This is a genomic window from Nonomuraea sp. NPDC050547, assembly GCF_044457345.1.
Taxonomy (GTDB): Bacteria; Actinomycetota; Actinomycetes; order Streptosporangiales; family Streptosporangiaceae; genus Nonomuraea.
Genome location: NZ_JBITGW010000002.1, coordinates 684,113 through 702,004, shown reverse-complemented (window position 1 = coordinate 702,004; position 17,892 = coordinate 684,113). Strand labels below are relative to the sequence as shown.

Annotated in this window: 8 protein-coding genes; all 8 read right to left on the bottom strand. The window is 70.9% G+C overall.

Annotated features, from left to right (window positions below; genetic code table 11):
- Positions 1-144 precede the first annotated feature (144 nt).
- Entirely contained in the window at positions 145-2,262 is a 2,118-nt protein-coding gene (locus ACIBHY_RS07555) for a CBM35 domain-containing protein (RefSeq protein WP_397306241.1), read from the bottom strand.
- Positions 2,263-2,273: 11 nt separating this feature from the next.
- Entirely contained in the window at positions 2,274-4,805 is a 2,532-nt protein-coding gene (locus tag ACIBHY_RS07550) for a carbohydrate-binding protein (protein WP_397306240.1), read from the bottom strand.
- A 10-nt stretch (positions 4,806-4,815) separates the two neighbouring features.
- Positions 4,816-7,182, bottom strand: a complete 2,367-nt coding sequence (locus tag ACIBHY_RS07545; RefSeq protein ID WP_397306239.1) for a glycosyl hydrolase family 28 protein — start codon at positions 7,180-7,182, stop codon at positions 4,816-4,818.
- An 11-nt stretch (positions 7,183-7,193) separates the two neighbouring features.
- Positions 7,194-9,080 (bottom strand): glycosyl hydrolase family 28 protein, encoded by a 1,887-nt coding sequence (locus tag ACIBHY_RS07540; RefSeq protein WP_397306238.1) that lies wholly within the window; start codon positions 9,078-9,080, stop codon positions 7,194-7,196.
- On the bottom strand, positions 9,077-10,273 hold the full coding sequence (locus ACIBHY_RS07535) for a carbohydrate-binding protein (protein ID WP_397306237.1): 1,197 nt from the start codon (positions 10,271-10,273) through the stop codon (positions 9,077-9,079). The genes ACIBHY_RS07540 and ACIBHY_RS07535 overlap by 4 nt, the downstream gene beginning before the upstream one ends.
- Positions 10,274-10,279: 6 nt before the next feature.
- A complete protein-coding gene (locus ACIBHY_RS07530) occupies positions 10,280-13,567 on the bottom strand; it encodes a glycosyl hydrolase family 95 catalytic domain-containing protein (RefSeq protein WP_397306236.1) in 3,288 nt (1,095 codons plus the stop codon).
- Positions 13,564-15,363 carry a glycosyl hydrolase family 28 protein gene (locus ACIBHY_RS07525; RefSeq protein WP_397255425.1) on the bottom strand — a complete coding sequence of 600 codons (1,800 nt, stop codon included), beginning with the start codon at positions 15,361-15,363 and terminating at the stop codon, positions 13,564-13,566. The genes ACIBHY_RS07530 and ACIBHY_RS07525 overlap by 4 nt, the downstream gene beginning before the upstream one ends.
- Before the next feature lie 73 nt (positions 15,364-15,436).
- Entirely contained in the window at positions 15,437-17,848 is a 2,412-nt protein-coding gene (locus ACIBHY_RS07520) for a PQQ-dependent sugar dehydrogenase (protein ID WP_397255423.1), read from the bottom strand.
- Positions 17,849-17,892: the final 44 nt, after the last annotated feature.

Genomic DNA, 17,892 nt, shown 5'->3' with positions numbered 1-17,892 from the left:
CGGGGGTGGGGGGGGGGGGGGGGGGGGGGGGTGTGGGGGGGGGTTGGGGGGGGGGGGTTTTGGGGGGGGGGGGGGGGGGGGGGCCCGGGGGGGGGGGGGGGGGGGGGGGGGGGGGGGGGGCGGGGCGCCCCCCCCCCGCGCCGCTCAGCCGAGTGTGATCCGGTCCAGGTTCGGCCCTCCGCCGGCGGTGGTGGACAGCAGTCGGACGGTGTTGGCCCCCGCCTGAAGGTCGGCGGTCACCGTCGTCTCCACCCAGGTGGTCCACGCGCCGGTGGGGTCGAACGGCTTCTCGTCGGCGGCGAGCACGCCGTTGACGAGGACGTCCATCGGCCTCCCGGCGGTGGTCCCGTTGGCGAAGCGGATCGTGAGCGGCCGCGGCCCTGCGGCCGCGGCGCTCACGGTGAACTCCACGTGGGAGCCGGCGAGGTTGTCGAGGTTGACGAAGCCGGTGCCGGTGAAGCCGGCGTGGTTGGACTCGACCGCCCCTTGCGAGATGGCCGCGTTCTCCGCCTGGTACTCCGAGCTCGGCGCCGACGGGGCCGGCACGTCCAGGTAGTCGATGTTCGGGCCGCCGTTCGCGGTGGTGGCGACCAGCCTGATCGTGTTGGCCCCGGCGTTGAGCTCGGCGGTGATCGGCGCGTTGACCCACGTGGCCCAGGCGCCGGTGCCGGGGAAGTCGCGGGTGACGGGGGCGCCGCCGTTCACGGAGACGCTCATCGGGCGGTTGACGGCGGTGCCGTTGGCGAAGCGCAGGGTGAGTGTCGCGGTGCCGGCGCTCGCGGTGTTGGCGGTGAACTCGATGCCGCTGCCGGAGACGTTGTCGAAGTTGACGAAGCCGGTGCCGGAGTAGCCGGCGTGGTTGGACTCCACGAGACCCTGGGTGATCACGGCCTGCTCGGCCTCCAGGCGGGCGACGGTGCCGGAGGTGGGCCTGGCCCTGATCAGGCGGGCCTCGCCGGGGCGCAGGGTGGCGCTGTAGGTGGAGGACACGGTGCCCTCGGCGCCGCCCGACCACAGGTTCGTCACCTCGGCGGCGCCGGAGAAGCCGACCTGCGACCAGTTCACGCTGACCGTCGAGTTGCCCGAGGTTCCGGTGTTGAACAGGGCCACGATGTAGTCGCCGTTCGACTCCCGTTTACGCCAGACCTGGTTGACGCCGCTGTTCACCATGCGGTCGGCGGCGACGCCGTCCTGGTTCACGGCGATGAGCCGCTCGTTGGTGAGCATGGCCAGGTCGGTCGAGGTGAGCGCGGTCAGGTCGCTGCCGAGCAGCAGCGGCGAGGCGGCCATCGCCCACAGCGTCAGGTGGGAACGCCGCTGGTCGGCGTTGATCCCCATCTGGTCGCCGTTGCCGATCTGCAGGGAGTCGAGGTCGTTCCATCCGCCGGGCGCGGCGTACGGCTGCCACGCGGCGGCGGAGGCGAAGCGGCTGGTGATCTTGGCCCAGGTGGTGAGCGGGTAGCCGGAGCCGTTCGGGCCCGGACCGCAGTAGCACTCGACGTCGCCCTGTGTACGCCAGCTGTTGGCCAGCCGCTTCCAGGTGGAGGCCTGGGCGATGGGCAGGTTGTTGGACAGGGCGAAGTTGATCGGCCTGCCGGTCTGCCGCAGCGCCCTGTCCCAGGCCTCGACGTCGGCGATCGTCGTGGCGTCCACACCGTCGATCTTGAGGTAGTCCACGCCCCACGAGGCCATCTGGTTGGCCCAGGAGTTGATGAACGCCTGCGAGCCCGGATGCGACCACTTCAGCCGGTACATGTTCTTGCAGTTGTAGTTCTTGTGCATGCTCGCGCCGGTGTCGGCGATGTCGGCGGCGCGGTAGCTCGTACCCTCGACCGGGGTGTTGCGGGTGACGGCGTTCTTGGCGATGCCCGGCGTGACGTAGAAGCCGAACTTCAGCCCCTTGGAGTGCACGTAGTCGGCCAGCGCCTTGATCCCGGAGGGGAACTTGGCGGCGTCCACCTGCCAGCGGCCGAAGCCGTCGACCAGGAAGCCGTTGGCGTCGCACTTCTGGTAGAAGTCGTCGAGATTGATGTGGACGTAGCCCTTGGCCGGCAGGCCGCTGCCGGCCAAGGCGTCGGTCTGGGCCTTCATCTTGGCCTCGTCCGGCCAGCGGCGTACGAAGCTCCAGCTGCTCCAGCCCATCGCGGGCCGGATCGACTGCCCGTTGTCGGAGGCGCTCGCGGGCGGCGAGGAGGAGATCGCCAGGCCTGCGGCGGCCAGCAGCACGGCCACGGCGGCCGCGCGCGGTCTTGTCGGATTCAACGCGTTCTCCTTCAGCCGAGGCTGATCCGGTCGAGGTTCGGCCCGCCGCCGGCGGTGGTGGCGGTGGCCCTGATCGTGTTGGCGCCCGCGTTCAGCGGCACGGTGAGCGTCCGCGTCGTCCAGTTCGTCCAGGCGCCCGTCGGGTCGAAGGCCAGCTCGCCGGCGGCCTGCGTGCCGTTGACCGCGAGGTCCATCGGGCGGCCCGCCGTGGTGCCGTTGGCGAAGCGCAGCGTGAGTGTCGCCGGGCCCGCGCTCGCCACGTTCACGGTGAACTCCACGTAGGAGCCCACGAGGTTGTCGTAGTTGACGAACCCGGTGCCGGTGAAGCCCGCGTGGTTCGACTCCACCGCGCCCTGCGAGATCACCGCGTCCTCCGCCTGGTGGTCGGTCGGCGTGGGGCCGCTCGCCGCCTCGACGTCGAGGTAGTCCAGGTTCGGCCCGCCGCCCGCGGTCGTGGCGGTGGCCCTGATCGTGTTGGCACCCGCGTTCAGCGGCACGGTGAGCGTCCGCGTCGTCCAGTTCGTCCAGGCGCCCGTCGGGTCGAAGGCCAGCTCGCCGGCGGCCTGCGTGCCGTTGACCGCGAGGTCCATCGGGCGGCCCGCCGTGGTGCCGTTGGCGAAGCCGAACGTCAGCGTGGCGTTCCCGGCCCGCGCGGCGTTGACCGTCCACTCCACGTAGGGTCCGGCGAGGTTGTCGCCGTTGACGAAGCCGGTGCCGGAGTATCCGGCGTGGTTGTTCTCCACCGCGCCCTGCGAGATCGTCGCGTTCTCCGCCTCGTAACGGTTCTCCGGCGGCTCGACGGCGCCGCCGGGGTAGGCGCCGCCGATCCACGCCTCGTCCACGCGCAGCCGGGCGATGCCGTGGCTGCCGGTCTTCTCCAGGCGTACGTGCCGGGCGGTGGTGGGCGGGAGGTCGATGAACTGGACGCCGCGGTGGTTGGGCAGGTTGCCGGTCTTGACCGGGCTGCCCCAGCTGGTGCCGTCGTTGCTGACGTAGACGCGGTAGCCGTTGATCCGCGCGGAGTTCGCGGCGGGGTACGTCGTGGAGTCCTCGCGCTGGTTGATCCCGATGTAGCGGACCGGACGCTGCGCACCCAGGTCGAAGCGGAGCGACACCGTGCCCGCCGAGGTGGCGTCCCAGTACGTCAGGTAGTCGCCGTCACCGGCGTCGGCGGCCGGATGGCCACCGGCCGAGGCGGAGGCCGACAGGGTGACGCCGGTGTGAATGCCCTCCCGGCCCGCGGAGACGACCTTGAAGACCGTGTCGTACGGGTCCCAGCCGGAGACGCCGCTCAGCGTGAGCGTCCCGTTGGCCTGCGTGAAGCTCACCGGCGCGCCGGAGCGCAGGTTCACCACGGAGCTGATCTTGTACCCGTTGTCACGCAGGGACAGCGTGCTGCCCGACGGCCGGTTGATCACGTGGATGTAGTGCAGGTTCGGGTTGGTCTTGCTGATCGTGGTCACGCCGTGCGCGCCGTTGTTCCAGAAGCCCGGGTCGAGCCCGCCGTACATGTAGCCGCCGCCCTCGGTCCCGGACAACGACTCCCAGATCGCCGCCAGGTACGTGTTCGCGAAGGTGTTGAAGCTCTCCTGGGCCGGTGGCATGCGCCCGGCCTTCATCGGCGTCTCGGCCATGAGCGCCTTGACCGACGATCCGGCGTTGGTGATCAGGCGGCCGAGCGTGAGTTTGTGGTCGACGGCCTGGTCGGAGCCGCCGTACCACCACGGGCCGCTGGTCGGCAGCTTGAAGTCGGCCTCGATGAGGCGCGGCGCCGCCGTGTAGACCGCCTGCGGATAGTCGTAGCTCGGCGTCATGCCGGTCTTCTGCTCGTTGCTGATCATGTCCATGATCGGCGTGTCCTCGTTGTTGTTCGACAGCGTCATGTCCGGCCGCTCGCGCCGGATGCGCTCGTAGAGGCCGTTGCGCTCCCAGTAGGCGTTGTCGTTGTCGATCCAGAACCCGGCCAGCTTCGGGTAGCGGGTGAGCTGCTCGACGAACAGGTCGTAGCTGAACTCGCCGAAGCCGTCGCGCGTGTGCAGGTCGACGGTGCGGCCCTTGTAGCTGGAGTAGGCCGCGGAGTTCAGCCACGACTGGCCGGAGCCGAGCCCCTCGTTCCACCACTGCGGGTCGTCGGTCATGTAGTGGATGACCTTCACGCCCTGGGCGTCGGCGGCGTCGATGAGCTCGCCGAGCAGGTCTCTGCCGGTACGGCAGGAGCCCGGCACGGCACTCGGGTACGGCCGCGCGTACCCCAGCCGCGAATGGAAGGTCGCCAGCACGATGTACTGCGTGTGCAGCTTCTTGGCCTCCTGGACCCAGTAGCCCGGGTTCCAGCCGCCGCCGGTGACGGCCGACTCCCAGGCGCCGCAACTGGTGTGCTGGGGCGAGGTGCGCATGCCCCAGTGCAGGAACAACCCGCCGACGGAGGAACGCAGGAACGCCTGGCGCGGGTGCTGAAGCTCGGCCCGCGCCGGCACGGCGACCAGCGTGCCGAGGATGAGCGTGAGGACGGCCAGTAAGGCCGCACGTGGGGCTCGGGACATTCGCGCTCCTCTACGGGCCGGTCACGGCGAGGTGGTCGAGGTTGGGTCCGCCGTTGGCGGTGGTGGAGGTGGCTCTGACGGTGTTCGCACCGGCGTTGAGCCGCGCCGGCAGCGTGGCGCTGGTCCAGGTGGTCCAGGCGCCGGTGCCGGGGAAGTCCACGGTGACGGGTGCGCCGCCGTTCACCGAGACGGCCATCGGCCGGTTGACGGTGGTGCCGTTGGCGTGCCGGAAGGCCAGCGTGGCGGTGCCCGCCTGGGCGGCGGTGACCGTCCACTCCACGTAGGGCCCGGCGGCGTTGTCGCCGTTGACGAAACCGGTGCCGGTGAACCCGGCGTGGTTGGACTCCACGACGCCCTGCGCGATCGTCGCCTCCTCCGCCTCATACCGTGAGCCGGCCGGGGGCGGGCCGTCGGACGGGGTGAAGGACGGGTCGCTGGAGATCGCCACCCGGTCCAGGCGGGCGCCGTCCTCGCGGTAGGCGAAGGTGACGGTGTGGGCGCCGGCGTTCAGGTCGTAGGTGACCGGGAGCTGGGCCCAGTGCCAGGAGGCGCCGAGCGGGACGGTGTTCCAGTTGGTCCACGCGCCGCCGTCCGCGCGCACCCAGAACGAGTCGTCGCCGGTCGTGGGCGCGATGACGCGGGCCCAGACCTTGAAGGACCCGGGATCGGGTACGGCGAAGCCGAGCGTGGCGTGGCCGGTCGGCGGCGCCGCCGACTGGCTGTTGTTGCCCGGCGCGACGGTGACGTAGGAGCCGCCGGAGGCCGCCGGGTCCTGCTGGATCTGCATGGGGGCGGTGACGGTGGCCGCCTCGGCTTCGCCGTACAGGCTGACGGGGTTGCCGGGGACGGGGGTGGAGTTCGTCGCGCGCACCCGCAGCGCGCCGCCCGCGGTGTTGACGCCGGTGACGGAGTAGCCGTTGATGCCGCTGACGCCGACGTCGTAGGCGCTGCCGGAGCCGCGCTGGGCGACGACGTCGAGGCTGATGCCGGAGCCGTCGTCGACGATGAACGCGGGGCGGTTGTCGTTCTGGTCGAGGCGCATCTCGCCCTTGACCGACAGGCCCTGGACGTGGCGGGCCCAGATGCCGAACGCGGGGCGGGTGCCGTAGTCGCGGGGCGGGTAGCTGGTCAGGAACTCGCCGGGCACACGGGTGGCGTCGGAGGCGGGGTGGCCGCCGGGGACGGTCAGCCTGACGCCGTCGAGCGTGATGCCGGGACCGATGTCGACGGCGGGCGTGCCGGTGATGGTGCTGGTCAGCTCGGGTCCGCCGGTGGTGCCCGAGGGCTCGGGGGCGGTGAGCTCGTGGCCGGTCACGTTGGTCAGGTGGATGTTCCTGATCCGGCCGGCGGGCGGCGAGCCAGGACAGCGCTTGCGTTCCCCGATCTTCATGAAGATCGGGGTGGTGGTCTTGGTGAGCGAGATGTTGGTGTAGCGGACGTCCTCGATGATCGCGCCGTCCATCGAGACCATGCCGATGCCGGCCTTGCCCGCGCCGAGCACGGTGATGTTGTCGAAGCGGATGTCGCGGAAGTCGCCGCACGTCTCCGAGCCGAACTGCATCGCGTTGTTCTCGTGGGAGTAGATCGTGGTGTCGCGCACGCGGACGTTCTGGCTGGTGTAGGTGTGGCCGAGGGCGAAGTCGCTCTTCAGCGCCACCGCGTCGTCGCCGGCCTCGATCCGGCTGTTCTGCAGGACGACGTTCCAGCTGTTGATCAGGTTGATGCCGTCGCGCACGCCGTTCTCGGCGTAGACGGTCTTGAGGTTGTCGATGAGGACGTCGTGGCAGCCGTTGAGCAGCGCCATGAAGTGGCCGCCGCGGCGGATGGTGATGCCGGTGATGCTGACGTTCGCGCACTCGGTCAGCGCGATGGCCTTGTTGCCCGCGCCGGAGGGCGGCGAGTTGCTGGTGGACAGATTGCCGTCGCCGTCGATCGAGCCGGCGCCCGCGAAGTGCACGTTGCTGACGCCCCGGCCGACGAACAGGGAGTTGTTGAAGTGGCTGTGGCCGAAGTCCTGGTAGTCGTCGAAGGCGTTGGGCTCGGGGGCGTCCATGCCGCTGCTCGCCGCGCGCACGGTCGCGCCGGAGTCGAGGCGGATGGTGACGTTGCTCTTCAGGTGGATGGTGCGGGCGCGGTAGTTGCCCGAGGGGAAGACGACGATGCCGCCGGGGGCGGCGCCGGCGGCGTTGATGGCGCGGTCGATGGCGTCGTCGTCGTTGGTGCTGCCGTTGCCGGTGGCGCCGTAGTCGCGCACGTTGAACTCGGCGGCGGTGGTGGCGCTCGCGGGCGTGGCGGTGAGGGGGAAGGCCAGGAGGGCGAGGGCCAGGGGCCAGGCGGCGCCTCGCATCGCCGCGCCACTCGTTGCTGCACCTCTCACTGCTGCACCTCTCATTGCTGCACCTCGATGTAGTCCAGGTTGGGGTTGCCGTTGGCGGTGTTCGCCGTGATCCGGACCGTGTTGGCCCCGGCGTTCAAGGTGATCGGCAAGGTGGTCGTGGCCCAGGTGGTCCAGGCGCCGGTGCCGCTGAACGACTGGCTCGCCACGACCGCGACCCCGTTGACCGCGATGGCCGCCGCCCTGTTCGCCGACGTCCCGTTTGCGTAACGCACCCGCAGCGTCGCCGCCCCCGCGCTGCCGCCGACCGTCCACTCGGTGAAGCTGCCCGCCACGTTGTCACCGTTGACGAACCCCGTACCCGAGTGACCCGCGTGATTCGACTCCACCACACCCTGCGAGACCGTCGCGTTCTCCGCCTCGTAGCGGGTGCCGGTGGGCGGGTTGGTGGTGGAGATGTCGCGGCCGTTGTGAAAGACGTTGATCAGCTGGAGGTTGTCGACATTGTTCGCGATATTTCCGGAATTGGTCATGCTGGTGAAGGTGCTGTTGGAGATCGTCACGTTCTGGATGTGCCTGGCGGAGCGGCCGTCGATGTTGAAGGCCGCCCGGCCGCCGGTGACGGTCATGGCGTCGACGGTGAAGTTGCGTACCGTGGGCGGGATGCTGCCGGACGTCTCGTAGTTCATCGTGATGTAGACGGCGTCGCGTTCAAGGTTGCGGCCGGTGAAGCGGCGCAGGTGGACGTCCTCGACGAAGCCGCCCCTGTTGAAGCTGGTCTTCACGTACAGCGCGTACTTGACCGGGTAGCGGCCGGGGAAGTCGGCGGCGTTGCACTGGCAGTCCTCGGCGAAGACCTTGCGCACCCCTCCCGACATCTCGCTGCCGACGGTGATGCCGCCCCAGCGGCCGGAGAACCTGCAGTTGCGCACCACGATGTTCTGCGAGGGCCGGTTGACCCGGCGGCCGTCGCGGTCGCGGCCCGACTTGACCGGGACGCAGTCGTCGTTGGTGTTGAACCGGCAGTCGTGGATGTGGACGTCGGTGCAGGAGTCGGGGTTGCAGCCGTCACCCTGGGAGTTGGTGCTGTAGAAGGTGACGTTCCTGACGGTGACGTTCGTGCAGTAGACCGGGTGCAGCGTCCACATCGCGGGGTTGCGCAGGTTGAGGTTCTCCACCAGGACGTTCGTGCAGTTGTAGAGGCCGATCATGTTCGGGCGCAGCTTCGTGCCGGAACCGAACACCCGCTGCTCCACCGGGTGGTCGTCGGCGCCCCAGTCCCGCAGCCGGTCGCGGTCGGCGCCGCCGCCGCCCCACGAGGACCACTCGCCCGCCGGGGCGTTGCCGTCGATGGTTCCGGTGCCGGTGAGCGCGATGTTGGTCTTGCCGTTGGCGTAGATGAAGGGCGAGTAGTTGTGGCACTCGATGCCCTCCCACCGGGTGAAGACGGGCGGCAGGTAGGAGCCCGGGTCGGTACGGAACCGGATCGTGCCCTGGACGTGCAGGTTCACGTTCGACAGCAGGTGGATCTTGCCGGTGCGGAAGGTGCCCGCCGGCACCAGCACCCGGCCGCCGCCCGCGGCGGCGCACGCGGCGATGGCGTTGCGGAAGGCCGCGGTGCAGTCGGTGCTGTTGTCGCCGACGGCCCCGTAGTCGGTGATGGGGAAGGTCCGGTCGGGGAAGGCGGGCGGCACGATCCTGGCCAGGATCTCGGGCACCTCGTCCCAGGGCGAGGCCGCGGCCGTGCCCTCCACGACCGCGGCCCCGCCCCGCGCTCCGGCGCCCGCGTCATGCGCGCGCGCCGCCGCGCGCTCGCTCAGGGCTGCCGGGAGCGTGCCCCCGAGCACCAGGGCCCCGGCGCCGAGCGCCGCGCCGCGCAGGGCCTCGCGCCGGGACAGCGCCGCGGCGCGCAGTGCCCCGCCGGGTAACTGGCTGGTCATTGGGTCACCTCGATGTAGTCCAGGTTGGGGTTGCCGTTGGCGGTGTTCGCCGTGATCCGGACCGTGTTGGCCCCGGCGTTCAAGGTGATCGGCAAGGTGGTCGTGGCCCAGGTGGTCCAGGCGCCGGTGCCGCTGAACGACTGGCTCGCCACGACCGCGACCCCGTTGACCGCGATGGCCGCCGCCCTGTTCGCCGACGTCCCGTTCGCGTAACGCACCCGCAGCGTCGCCGCCCCCGCGCTGCCGCCGACCGTCCACTCGGTGAAACTGCCCGCCACGTTGTCACCGTTGACGAACCCCGTACCCGAGTGACCCGCGTGATTCGACTCCACCACACCCTGCGAGACCCTCGCGTTCTCCGCCTCGTAGCGGGTGGTGTTGCCACCGCCGCCCGGCACGGCCCTGTACGACTTCAGGTTCGTCAGCAGCAGGTGGCAGTTCTGCAGCGAGCCCGAGGTGTCGCCCAGGGAGCGGTAGATGCCCCACTTGGGCCGCACCCGGTCGCCGAGGAAGGTGTCCACGCCGGTCCTGGTGGCGTCGACGACGGTCGTGCCGCCGCTGCTCAGCACCCAGCGCACCGCGCCGGACGACCCGTCACCGATCTTGATCTCGTAGTCGATGTCGATCCACTTGTCGTGCAGGGGCGTGAGGTCGGTCCGGCCGACCAGGATGTTCGGCTCGAAGACCTTGTGCTCGATGGTCTGCCTGCCGTCCACCCGGCGCAGCGAGGTGACGGTGATGGGCGCGGTGCCGCTGCCCGGCATCTTGGTCTGGAAGATGTGGGTGAAGGACGTGGTGGCCTTGAGCGTGGCCGGGATGAACATCGCGTACGTGACCCGCCACAGCTCCCCTGACTTCCACTGCAGGTAGCCGGCCGGGGTGCGGTTGCCCGTGACCTCGTGGCGCTGGCGGTCGGTGCTGGTGTCGCGGTCGACCGTGTGCATGGTGAAGCGGAAGTTGTCGCCTTCGGGGAAGATGTGCGGCGCGGCCGACGTGTGGGAGTCGGCCCGGTCGTCCTCGATCGACTCCCAGGCGCGCATGCCGTCGCCGCGCGCGGTGGGCGACCACATCTGCTGCCAGGTCTGTCCGGGCGGAAGGAGGGTCGGCGCGGCGAAGGCGGGGCGGGCGGTCAGGAGCGGCGCCGTGGCGGCGGCGCCGAAGAGGATGCCGAGCTGGCGGCGTGACAGTTCCATGGTTGCCTATCCGATAGTGATCTTGTCGAGGTTCGGGCCGCCGTTGGCGGACGTGGACACGAGTTTGATCTTGGTGCCGAGCTGCGCCCGGAGGGAGAGCGTCTGCCAGGTCGTCCACGCGCCGGTCGGCGGGAAGGTGAGCGCTCCGGCCCGCACGCCGTCGACGAGCACGTCCATGGGGCGCGCGACGGCGGTGCCGTTGGCGAACCTGACGGTGATCGTCCTCGTCCCGCCGCCCGTGACGGTGAACTCGGCCGCCGAACCCGCGACGTTGTCGAGGTTGACGAAGCCGGAGCCGGTGAAGCCCGCGTGGTTCGACTCCACCGCGCCCTGCGTGATGACCGCGTCCTCGGCCTGGTAGTCGGTGCCCGAGGCGGCCACGTCGAGGTAGTCGAGATTGGGCCCGCCGTTGGCGGTGGCCGAGGTGAGCCGGACCTTCGTGCCGAGGCCGGCCGGGATCGACACCGTCCGCCAGGTCGTCCACGCCCCGGTGGGCGGGAAGTCCAGCGACCCGGCGGCGGCGCCGTCCACGGTGACGGTCATCGGCCTGCCGCTCGTGGTGCCGTTGGCGAAGCCGATCGTCAGCGTGCTCGCGCCGGTCGCGGCGACGGTGAACTCCACGTACGAGCCCGCCACATTGTCCAGGTTGACGAAGCCCGAGCCGGAGAACCCGGCGTGGTTCGACTCCACCACGCCCTGGGAGATCAGCGCGTTCTCGGCCTCGTGGCGGCTCGGCGGCGACGGCGTCCCCGGCAGGCCCCAGCGCGCGCCCGGCCTGGAGATCGGTGCCCGGTCGACGACCAGCGGCGGCCGCGGCCCCGTGTGCAGGAGCACCTCGCGGTCCTTGGCCAGCACGATCTGCATGGTTCCGCCGCCCAGGTCGGTGACCTGGGCGGGGGTGCCGTCGTCCAGGGTCGCGGTGGGCGCGCCGGGCAGGCCGTGGCGCAGCTTGAGCGGCTCACCGGCCAGGCTGCGCACGCGGATGAACCGGGTCGTCCCCGCCTGCCGTACCGCCGAGATCAGGAAGGCGCCCTGGGTGCGGAAGTCGTGCAGGGTCACGTCGGGCCACGCCGACGGCACGGCGGGGAAGACCCGGATCACGCCGCCCCAGCTCTGGCAGAGCATGTCGTGGATGCTCTGCGACGCCGAGAGCGGGGTCTCGATGACCGGGCCGGCCTCGGTGTAGTGGGTGTTGGCCCGGCAGGGGAAGGACGTGGCCGGGTCGAAGAAGCGCGTCAGGTAGCCGAGCGCGGTGTCGCCGCGGCCCATGCTCGCGTACATGGAGGCCGCGCCGGTGTAGCTGTAGCCGCGGTGCGCGCCGGTGACCGCGTGCCAGCGCGCGATCGAGCGCTCGATGAGGGTACGGCTCGCCGCCTGATCCCACGTGACCAGGTACAGCGGGTAGATCATCATCAGGTGCGAGTAGTGCCGGTGCGACTGGCTGTACGGCGTGCTCGCGCCGATCATGTACCCGTCGCCGTCCGTCGGATGGGGCGTCAGGTTCGCCAGCGTGCTCTGCCACCTGGGCTTGAGCGGGTCGTCGACGCCGAGCCTGGCCGCCGCGTCGAGCAACGTCTGGCAGCCCCACCTGATGAGCGCGAGGTCGTAGTTGGTGTTCTTGGGCGGCACCACCGGGTACTCCGGCGACAGCGTGCTGGGCAGGTGCAGCCTGCCGTCGCCCTCGGTCCGCAGGAAGTGCAGGTAGTAGTTGATCGCCCGCCTGAGCAGCGGGAACAGCGTGTCGCGCAGCAGCGTGTCGTCCATGGTGTGCCGGTAGGACAGCCACACGTTGTGCAGCGCCCAGGTCAGGTCGCCGACCTCGGCGCCGCTGCCGGGCGTCCCGACGCTCCTGGTGGCGAACATGTCCGAGCTGCGCCCCACACCGCTGGAGTCGGCGCGGTAGGCGCTCGGCACGTTGTCGACGAGCCGCTGCCGGTTCCGGTCGAGGGTGGTGGTGACCGAGTCGAGCTCCAGGTGGTTGGACCCGTGGATCAGCCAGTACTCGAGCTGCACGTTGAGGTTCCACCACACGCCCGGCCACGGCGTCGGCTCCAGCCACGGCCCGGTGGTCGCCATCACCGGCCCGCCGGCCCGCGTCGCGCTCGCCGTCTTGTACAGCTGTATCCAGTAGAAGGACTGCAGCCGCTCGTCGGGGAGGCTGAGGAAGCTCTTGGGGTAGAAGGCGTGCCACCAGGCCTGATGCTCGTCTCTCAGGCTCTGGTACGGCCCCGCGTCCCGCACCTTGGCGAGGGAGGCGGCCTCGGCGGCGGTGTCCGACGGGAAGCTGTGGGCGACGCTGAGCAGCAGGAGGCCGCCGCTCTGCCGATAGGCGGTGGCCGTCTGCCCGCCGCCTGCCAGCGCCTGCAGAACCTGCCTGACCTCGCCGGTCGTCCTGGTGGTCCAGGCGGGGTTGCGTACGTACCCGGAGGGCGGGGCCTCGGAGGCCTCACGCGGGCTGTCGGCCGCCTCCGGATGGAACGTCCACCGGACCTGCTCGTCCCCGGTCGCGGTGGCGTCGGCCACGAGGAGCTCGTCGTGGACGAAGGCGGTGAACGTGATCCTCCCGGCCGTCGTGGTGATCGAGCCGGTGAGCTCGGCGTCCCACAGGCTCAGGCGCCAGTCGACGGCGGTGATGGTGCCGGCCGGGTCGAGGGTGAGGTGGCCGACGGGCAGGCGGCAGGTGCCGAACCCGCTGCCGAACTGGGGGCGGTGGTCCTGCGCGCGGCCGTGCTGGGTGGTGAAGCGGACCTTGTTGGCGCCGGGCTCCTTGTAGACCATGCTGCCGAGCAGGCCGTCGCCCAGGAAGGGGCCCTCGTGCCAGACGGTGGGCAGGCGGGCCCAGAGCAGGTCCTGCTTTTCCAGGAAGTCCCGCCACTGTTCCGGCGTGCTCACGCGCTTGTCCAGCTCCCATGCCGCCCCGGCCCAGGCCGTGTCCAGCCCGCCCGGGAACGCCGCGACCGCCATGGACCCGAAGGCGCCGCCGAGCACCACCCGCCGCGGCACCCCCCACCCGCCCGGCCCGGCCACCCGCCACGAACCGGTCCCACCGCTCGCGCCCGCCGGATCCTCGGGCAGGGCACCGCCCTGCCCCGCCGCCCCGCCGTGTGCCTCCGGCGCACCGGGCACGCGGACCGGGTCCCCCGGAAGCGCGGGGGCGCGGCCTTCCGGTGGCGGGCCGGGCGCCGGTGACCTGCCGGGTGCCGGTGATCTGCCGGGTGCCCGTGGCGGGCCGGGTGCCGGTGACGTGCCCGGGGTGGCCGGGTCCGGCGTGCCTGCCGCCTCCCCGGGGGTCATGCGGTCACCTCCAGGTGGTCGAGGTTGGGGCCGCCGTTCGCCGTGGTGGCGGTGGCCCGGACCGTGTTGGCGCCCGCGTCGAGCTGGGCCGAGACCGTGGCGGTCTGCCAGGTGGTCCAGGCGCCCGTGCCGTTGAAGGGCTTGGCCGCGGCGATCACCGTGCCGTTGACCGCCACGTCCATGGGGCGGTTCGTGGTGGTGCCGTTGGCGAAGCGGAAGGCCAGCGTGGCCGTCCCGGCGTTGGCGGCGGTGATCGCGAACTCGACGTAGGAGCCGGCCACGTTGTCGTAGTTGACGAAGCCGGCGCCGGAGTGGCCGGCGTGGTTGGACTCCACCACACCCCTGACGATGGTGGCGTTCTCGGCCTCGTAACGGGTGCCCGCGGGCGGCGTGCCGTACAGGGTGCCGTTGATTCTGACGTTGTGCAGTCGCACGTTGTCGGCGTTGCTGATCTGCGGCGCGGGCGTGTCGATCGCGGTGAACGTGGAGTCGGAGACGGTCACGTTCCTGATCCGGCTGGCAGAGGAGCCGGAGAGCTTGATCGCGAACGGGGAGTCGTTGATGTCGAGATGCTCGACGGTGATGTTCTGGATGACCGGGTGGACGATGGGGCCGTGGCCGGGGCCGGTCAGGCTGTAGTTCATGTCGATGAAGAAGCCGCCCCGGTCGCACGGGCCGCCGGTCAGGCCGCGTACGTGCACGCCGTCGATCACGCCGCCGCGGCGGTTGTTGGTCTTGAGGTAGAGCGCGTAGAACGACTTGTAGCTGGAGCCGGGGAAGATCTGGTTGTTCTCGGCGAAGATGTTGCGCACGCCGCCGGACATCTCGCTGCCGACGGTGATCGCGCCCCAGCGGCCGTAGTACTTGTTGCCGCGGATGACGATGTTCTCCGACGGCACCCCGACGCGGCGGCCGTCGATGTCGCGGCCCGACTTGATCACGGTGCCGTCGTCGCCGGTGTCGAAGGAGCAGTTCTCGATGAGCACGTCGGCGCAGCTCTCCGGGTCGACGCCGTCGACCATGGCGCCCCGGCTGTAGATCTTGACGCGCCGGACGGTGACGTTGCGCGACAGGACCGGGTGCACCGCCCACATCGCGGGGTTCCTGATGTCGAGGTCCTCGATGAGGATGTCGGCGCAGCCGTACAGCTGGATCATGTTGGGCTTGAGGTAGTGGCCGTCACCGAACTGGCGCTGGTCGATCGGGACGCCGTCCACGGCCATCGCCTGCAGGCGCTGCCAGTCGGGGTCGCGCCGGCCGTCGAAGCCGAACCACGGGCCCGCCGCGGCGTTGCCGTCGATCGTGCCGGTGCCGGTCAGCGCGATGTTGGTCTGGCCGCGGGCGTAGATGAAGGGCGAGTAGTTGTAGCACTCGATGCCCTGCCAGCGCGTGAACACGGTCGGCAGGAAGGACGCGGCGTCGGAGCGGAAGCGGATCGTGCCGCCGGCCTCCACGTGCAGGCGCACGTTGGACAACAGGTGGATCTTGCCGGTGCGGAAGCGTCCGGTGCCGGGGACGAGGACCGTGCCGCCGCCGGCGGCGTTGCAGGCGGCGATGGCCTCGCGGAAGGCGGGGGTGCAGTCGGTGGTGTTGTCCGGTCTGGCTCCGTAGTCGGTGATGGGGAAGGTCCGGTCGGGGAAGGCCGGCGGCACGATTCTGGCCAGGATCGCGGGGACCTGGTCCCAGGGGGAGGCGAGGGCCGTACCTGATGCGGCCACCGCCGTGCGGGGCAGCAGGACCGCGCCGCCGCCCGCGATGCCCGCGGCCTTCAGAAGGTCACGTCGAGAGGGGGTCATCGAGGCTCCGCTCGGGGGGTGACTCGCCCGGCGGCCGCGGGTGCGGCCGCCGGGCGAGAGCTGGGCGGTGGGGTCACTGGATGGTGGAGCGGCGGATCACGTCCGGATTGCCGTTGCCGTTGTTGTCGGAGTTGCTGGAGCCGAACCAGATGGCGCCGGCTCCCGGCACCTTCTCCACCGCGCGCAGGCGGCCGTAGGTGCCGTTGAAGTAGCTGTTGACCGTGCCGACGTTCTCGCCGTTCAGGACGATGCGCCACAGGCGCTGGCCGCGCAGGGCGGCCATGAAGACCGTGTTGTTGACGATGGCGATGCCGGACGGCGAAGCCTCGCCGACGCCCCAGGTCCGCTTGGGGTTGGTCATGCCGGAGACGGAGCAGGTGCCCTCGCACTGCGGCCAGCCGTAGTTCTTGCCCGACTGGATCAGGTTGAGCTCGTCACGCGAGGAGTTGCCCAGCTCGGAGGACCACAGGCGGCCCGCGGAGTCCCAGGCGATGCCCTGCGGGTTGCGGTGGCCGTAGCTGTAGACGCGGCTGTTGAACGGGTTGCCGGGGGCCGCGGCGCCGGTCTTGGTGAGGCGCAGGATCTTGCCGTTGAGCGAGCTGAGGTTCTGCGCGTGGCTGGTCTGCTGGGCGTCGCCGGTGGTGGCGTACAGGTAGCCGTCGGGGCCGAACTTGAGCCGGCCGCCGTTGTGGTAGCGGTTCTTGGCGATGCCCTGCAGCAGCGAGGTGTAGCCGGACAGGGCGGTGCCGTTGAAGGTCATCTTGGCGATGCGGTTGCCCTCGGAGGAGGTGTGGAAGAAGAACACCTCCTGGTCGGAGGTGCCGTTCCAGGTCTTCGACATCGCCAGGCCCATCAGGCCGCCCTCGCCGCCGGTGGTCTGGCTGTTGGGTACGGTTCCCACCTGCGTCTTGGTGCCGGACGGGGTCAGCTTGAACACCCGGAACGTGTCGCGCTCGGTCACCAGGGCGAACGAGCCGTCGGGCGCCCAGGAGATGTCCCACGGGATGTCCCAGCTGCCGGCGACCGTGGCCGGGGTCTGCGGCACGGTGCCGCAGCTGCCGGTGGTGAAGGAGTCGGACGCCGCGCTCGGGGCGGACAGCTGGTTGGCGGTGTCACGCGCGACCACGTGCAGCTGGTACGTCTTGTCGCACTCCAGCGCCACCTGCGCGGTGCCGGCCGGCGGCGTGCCGGTCACGGTGTGCAGCACGGTGTTGCTCGCGTCGCGGATCAGGTACGCGCGCACGCCGTTGTCGTCGGACGAGGCGGTCCAGGTCAGCGTGGCCTGGGTCGGCTGGACGCCGGTGACGGCCGGCTTGCCCGGCTGCGTGGGCGGATCGTCCGGCGGCGCCGGCTGCGTCCGGCAGGTGACCTCGGGGCTGCTGTCGGAGACGTTGCCGGAGCCGTCGCGGGCGAAGACGGAGATGGTGTAGGTGAAGTCCGCCTGCAGGCCGGTCAGCGTGTGCGGGGGCGCCGCCGCGGTGCCGATCTGGGTGCCGAGCTGGAAGATGTCGTAGCCGGCCACGCCGATGTTGTCGGTCGAGGGCGCCCAGTCCAGCCGGAGGCTGTTGTGGGTGATCTGGGTGCAGGACGGCTGGCCGGGCGCGGTCGGCTTCTCGGTGTCGCCGGGTCCGGTGACGTCGAGCTTGTCGAGGTTGGGGCCGCCGTTGGCGGTGCTCGACGTGGCCCTGATCGTGTTGGCGCCGGCGGTGAGCGCGGCGTTGAGGCTGACGGTCTGCCAGGTGGGCCAGGCTCCCGTGGAGGGGAAGTTCAGGCTCACGGGGGCGCCGCCGTTGATCGAGATGTCCATGGGCCTGGCGTCGGCGGTGCCGTTGGCGAAGCGGAAGGACAGGCCCTGGGTGCCGGCGGTGGCCGAGCTCACGGTCCACTGGACGTAGCTGCCGACGAGGTTGTCGAGGTTGACGAAGCCGGAGCCGGTGTAGCCGGGGTGGTTGGACTCCACGGCGCCCTGGGAGATCGTCGCGCTCTCGGCCTGGTACTCGGTGGTCGGCGCGGACATCTCGACGTCGAGGAAGTCCCAGTTGGGGTTGCCGCCGGTCGCGGAGGCGGTGGCCCGGATCTTGTTGGGCCCGGCCTGGAGCGTCGCGGTCAGCGTGCTGGTGGTCCACGTGGACCAGGCGCCGGTGGGGGCGAACGCGCGGTCGTCGGCGACGAGGGTGCCGTTGACGCTGATGTCGCTGGGCCGGTTGGCGGTGGTGCCGTTGGCGTAGCGGAGGGCGAGGGTGGCGGGTCCGGCGGCGGGCGCGTTGACGGTCCACTCCACGTACGGCCCGGCGACGTTCTCTCCGTTGACGAATCCGGTGCCGGAGAAGCCCGCGTGGTTGGACTCGACGGCGCCCTGGACGATCGTGGCGTTCTCGGCCTCGTAGCGGGTCGGCGCGGCCTGGGCGGCCGTGGCGGGCAAGGCGGTCAGCATCCCGGCGGCGAGCAGGAGGGCACAGGCTCCCCGGGACCTACGTAACTTCATGGTGCTCCTTGAGACTGGCGGCGAAAGATTGGAGCTTTTCATCG

Bases quoted from the DNA above. Each gene is read 5' to 3' on its own strand.
- ACIBHY_RS07540 (WP_397306238.1), bottom strand. From the start codon at position 9,080: ATGACCAGCCAGTTACCCGGCGGGGCACTGCGCGCCGCGGCGCTGTCC.
- ACIBHY_RS07535 (WP_397306237.1), bottom strand. From the start codon at position 10,273: ATGGAACTGTCACGCCGCCAGCTCGGCATCCTCTTCGGCGCCGCCGCC.
- ACIBHY_RS07520 (WP_397255423.1), bottom strand. From the start codon at position 17,848: ATGAAGTTACGTAGGTCCCGGGGAGCCTGTGCCCTCCTGCTCGCCGCC.
- ACIBHY_RS07530 (WP_397306236.1), bottom strand. From the start codon at position 13,567: ATGACCCCCGGGGAGGCGGCAGGCACGCCGGACCCGGCCACCCCGGGC.
- ACIBHY_RS07525 (WP_397255425.1), bottom strand. From the start codon at position 15,363: ATGACCCCCTCTCGACGTGACCTTCTGAAGGCCGCGGGCATCGCGGGC.
- ACIBHY_RS07550 (WP_397306240.1), bottom strand. From the start codon at position 4,805: ATGTCCCGAGCCCCACGTGCGGCCTTACTGGCCGTCCTCACGCTCATC.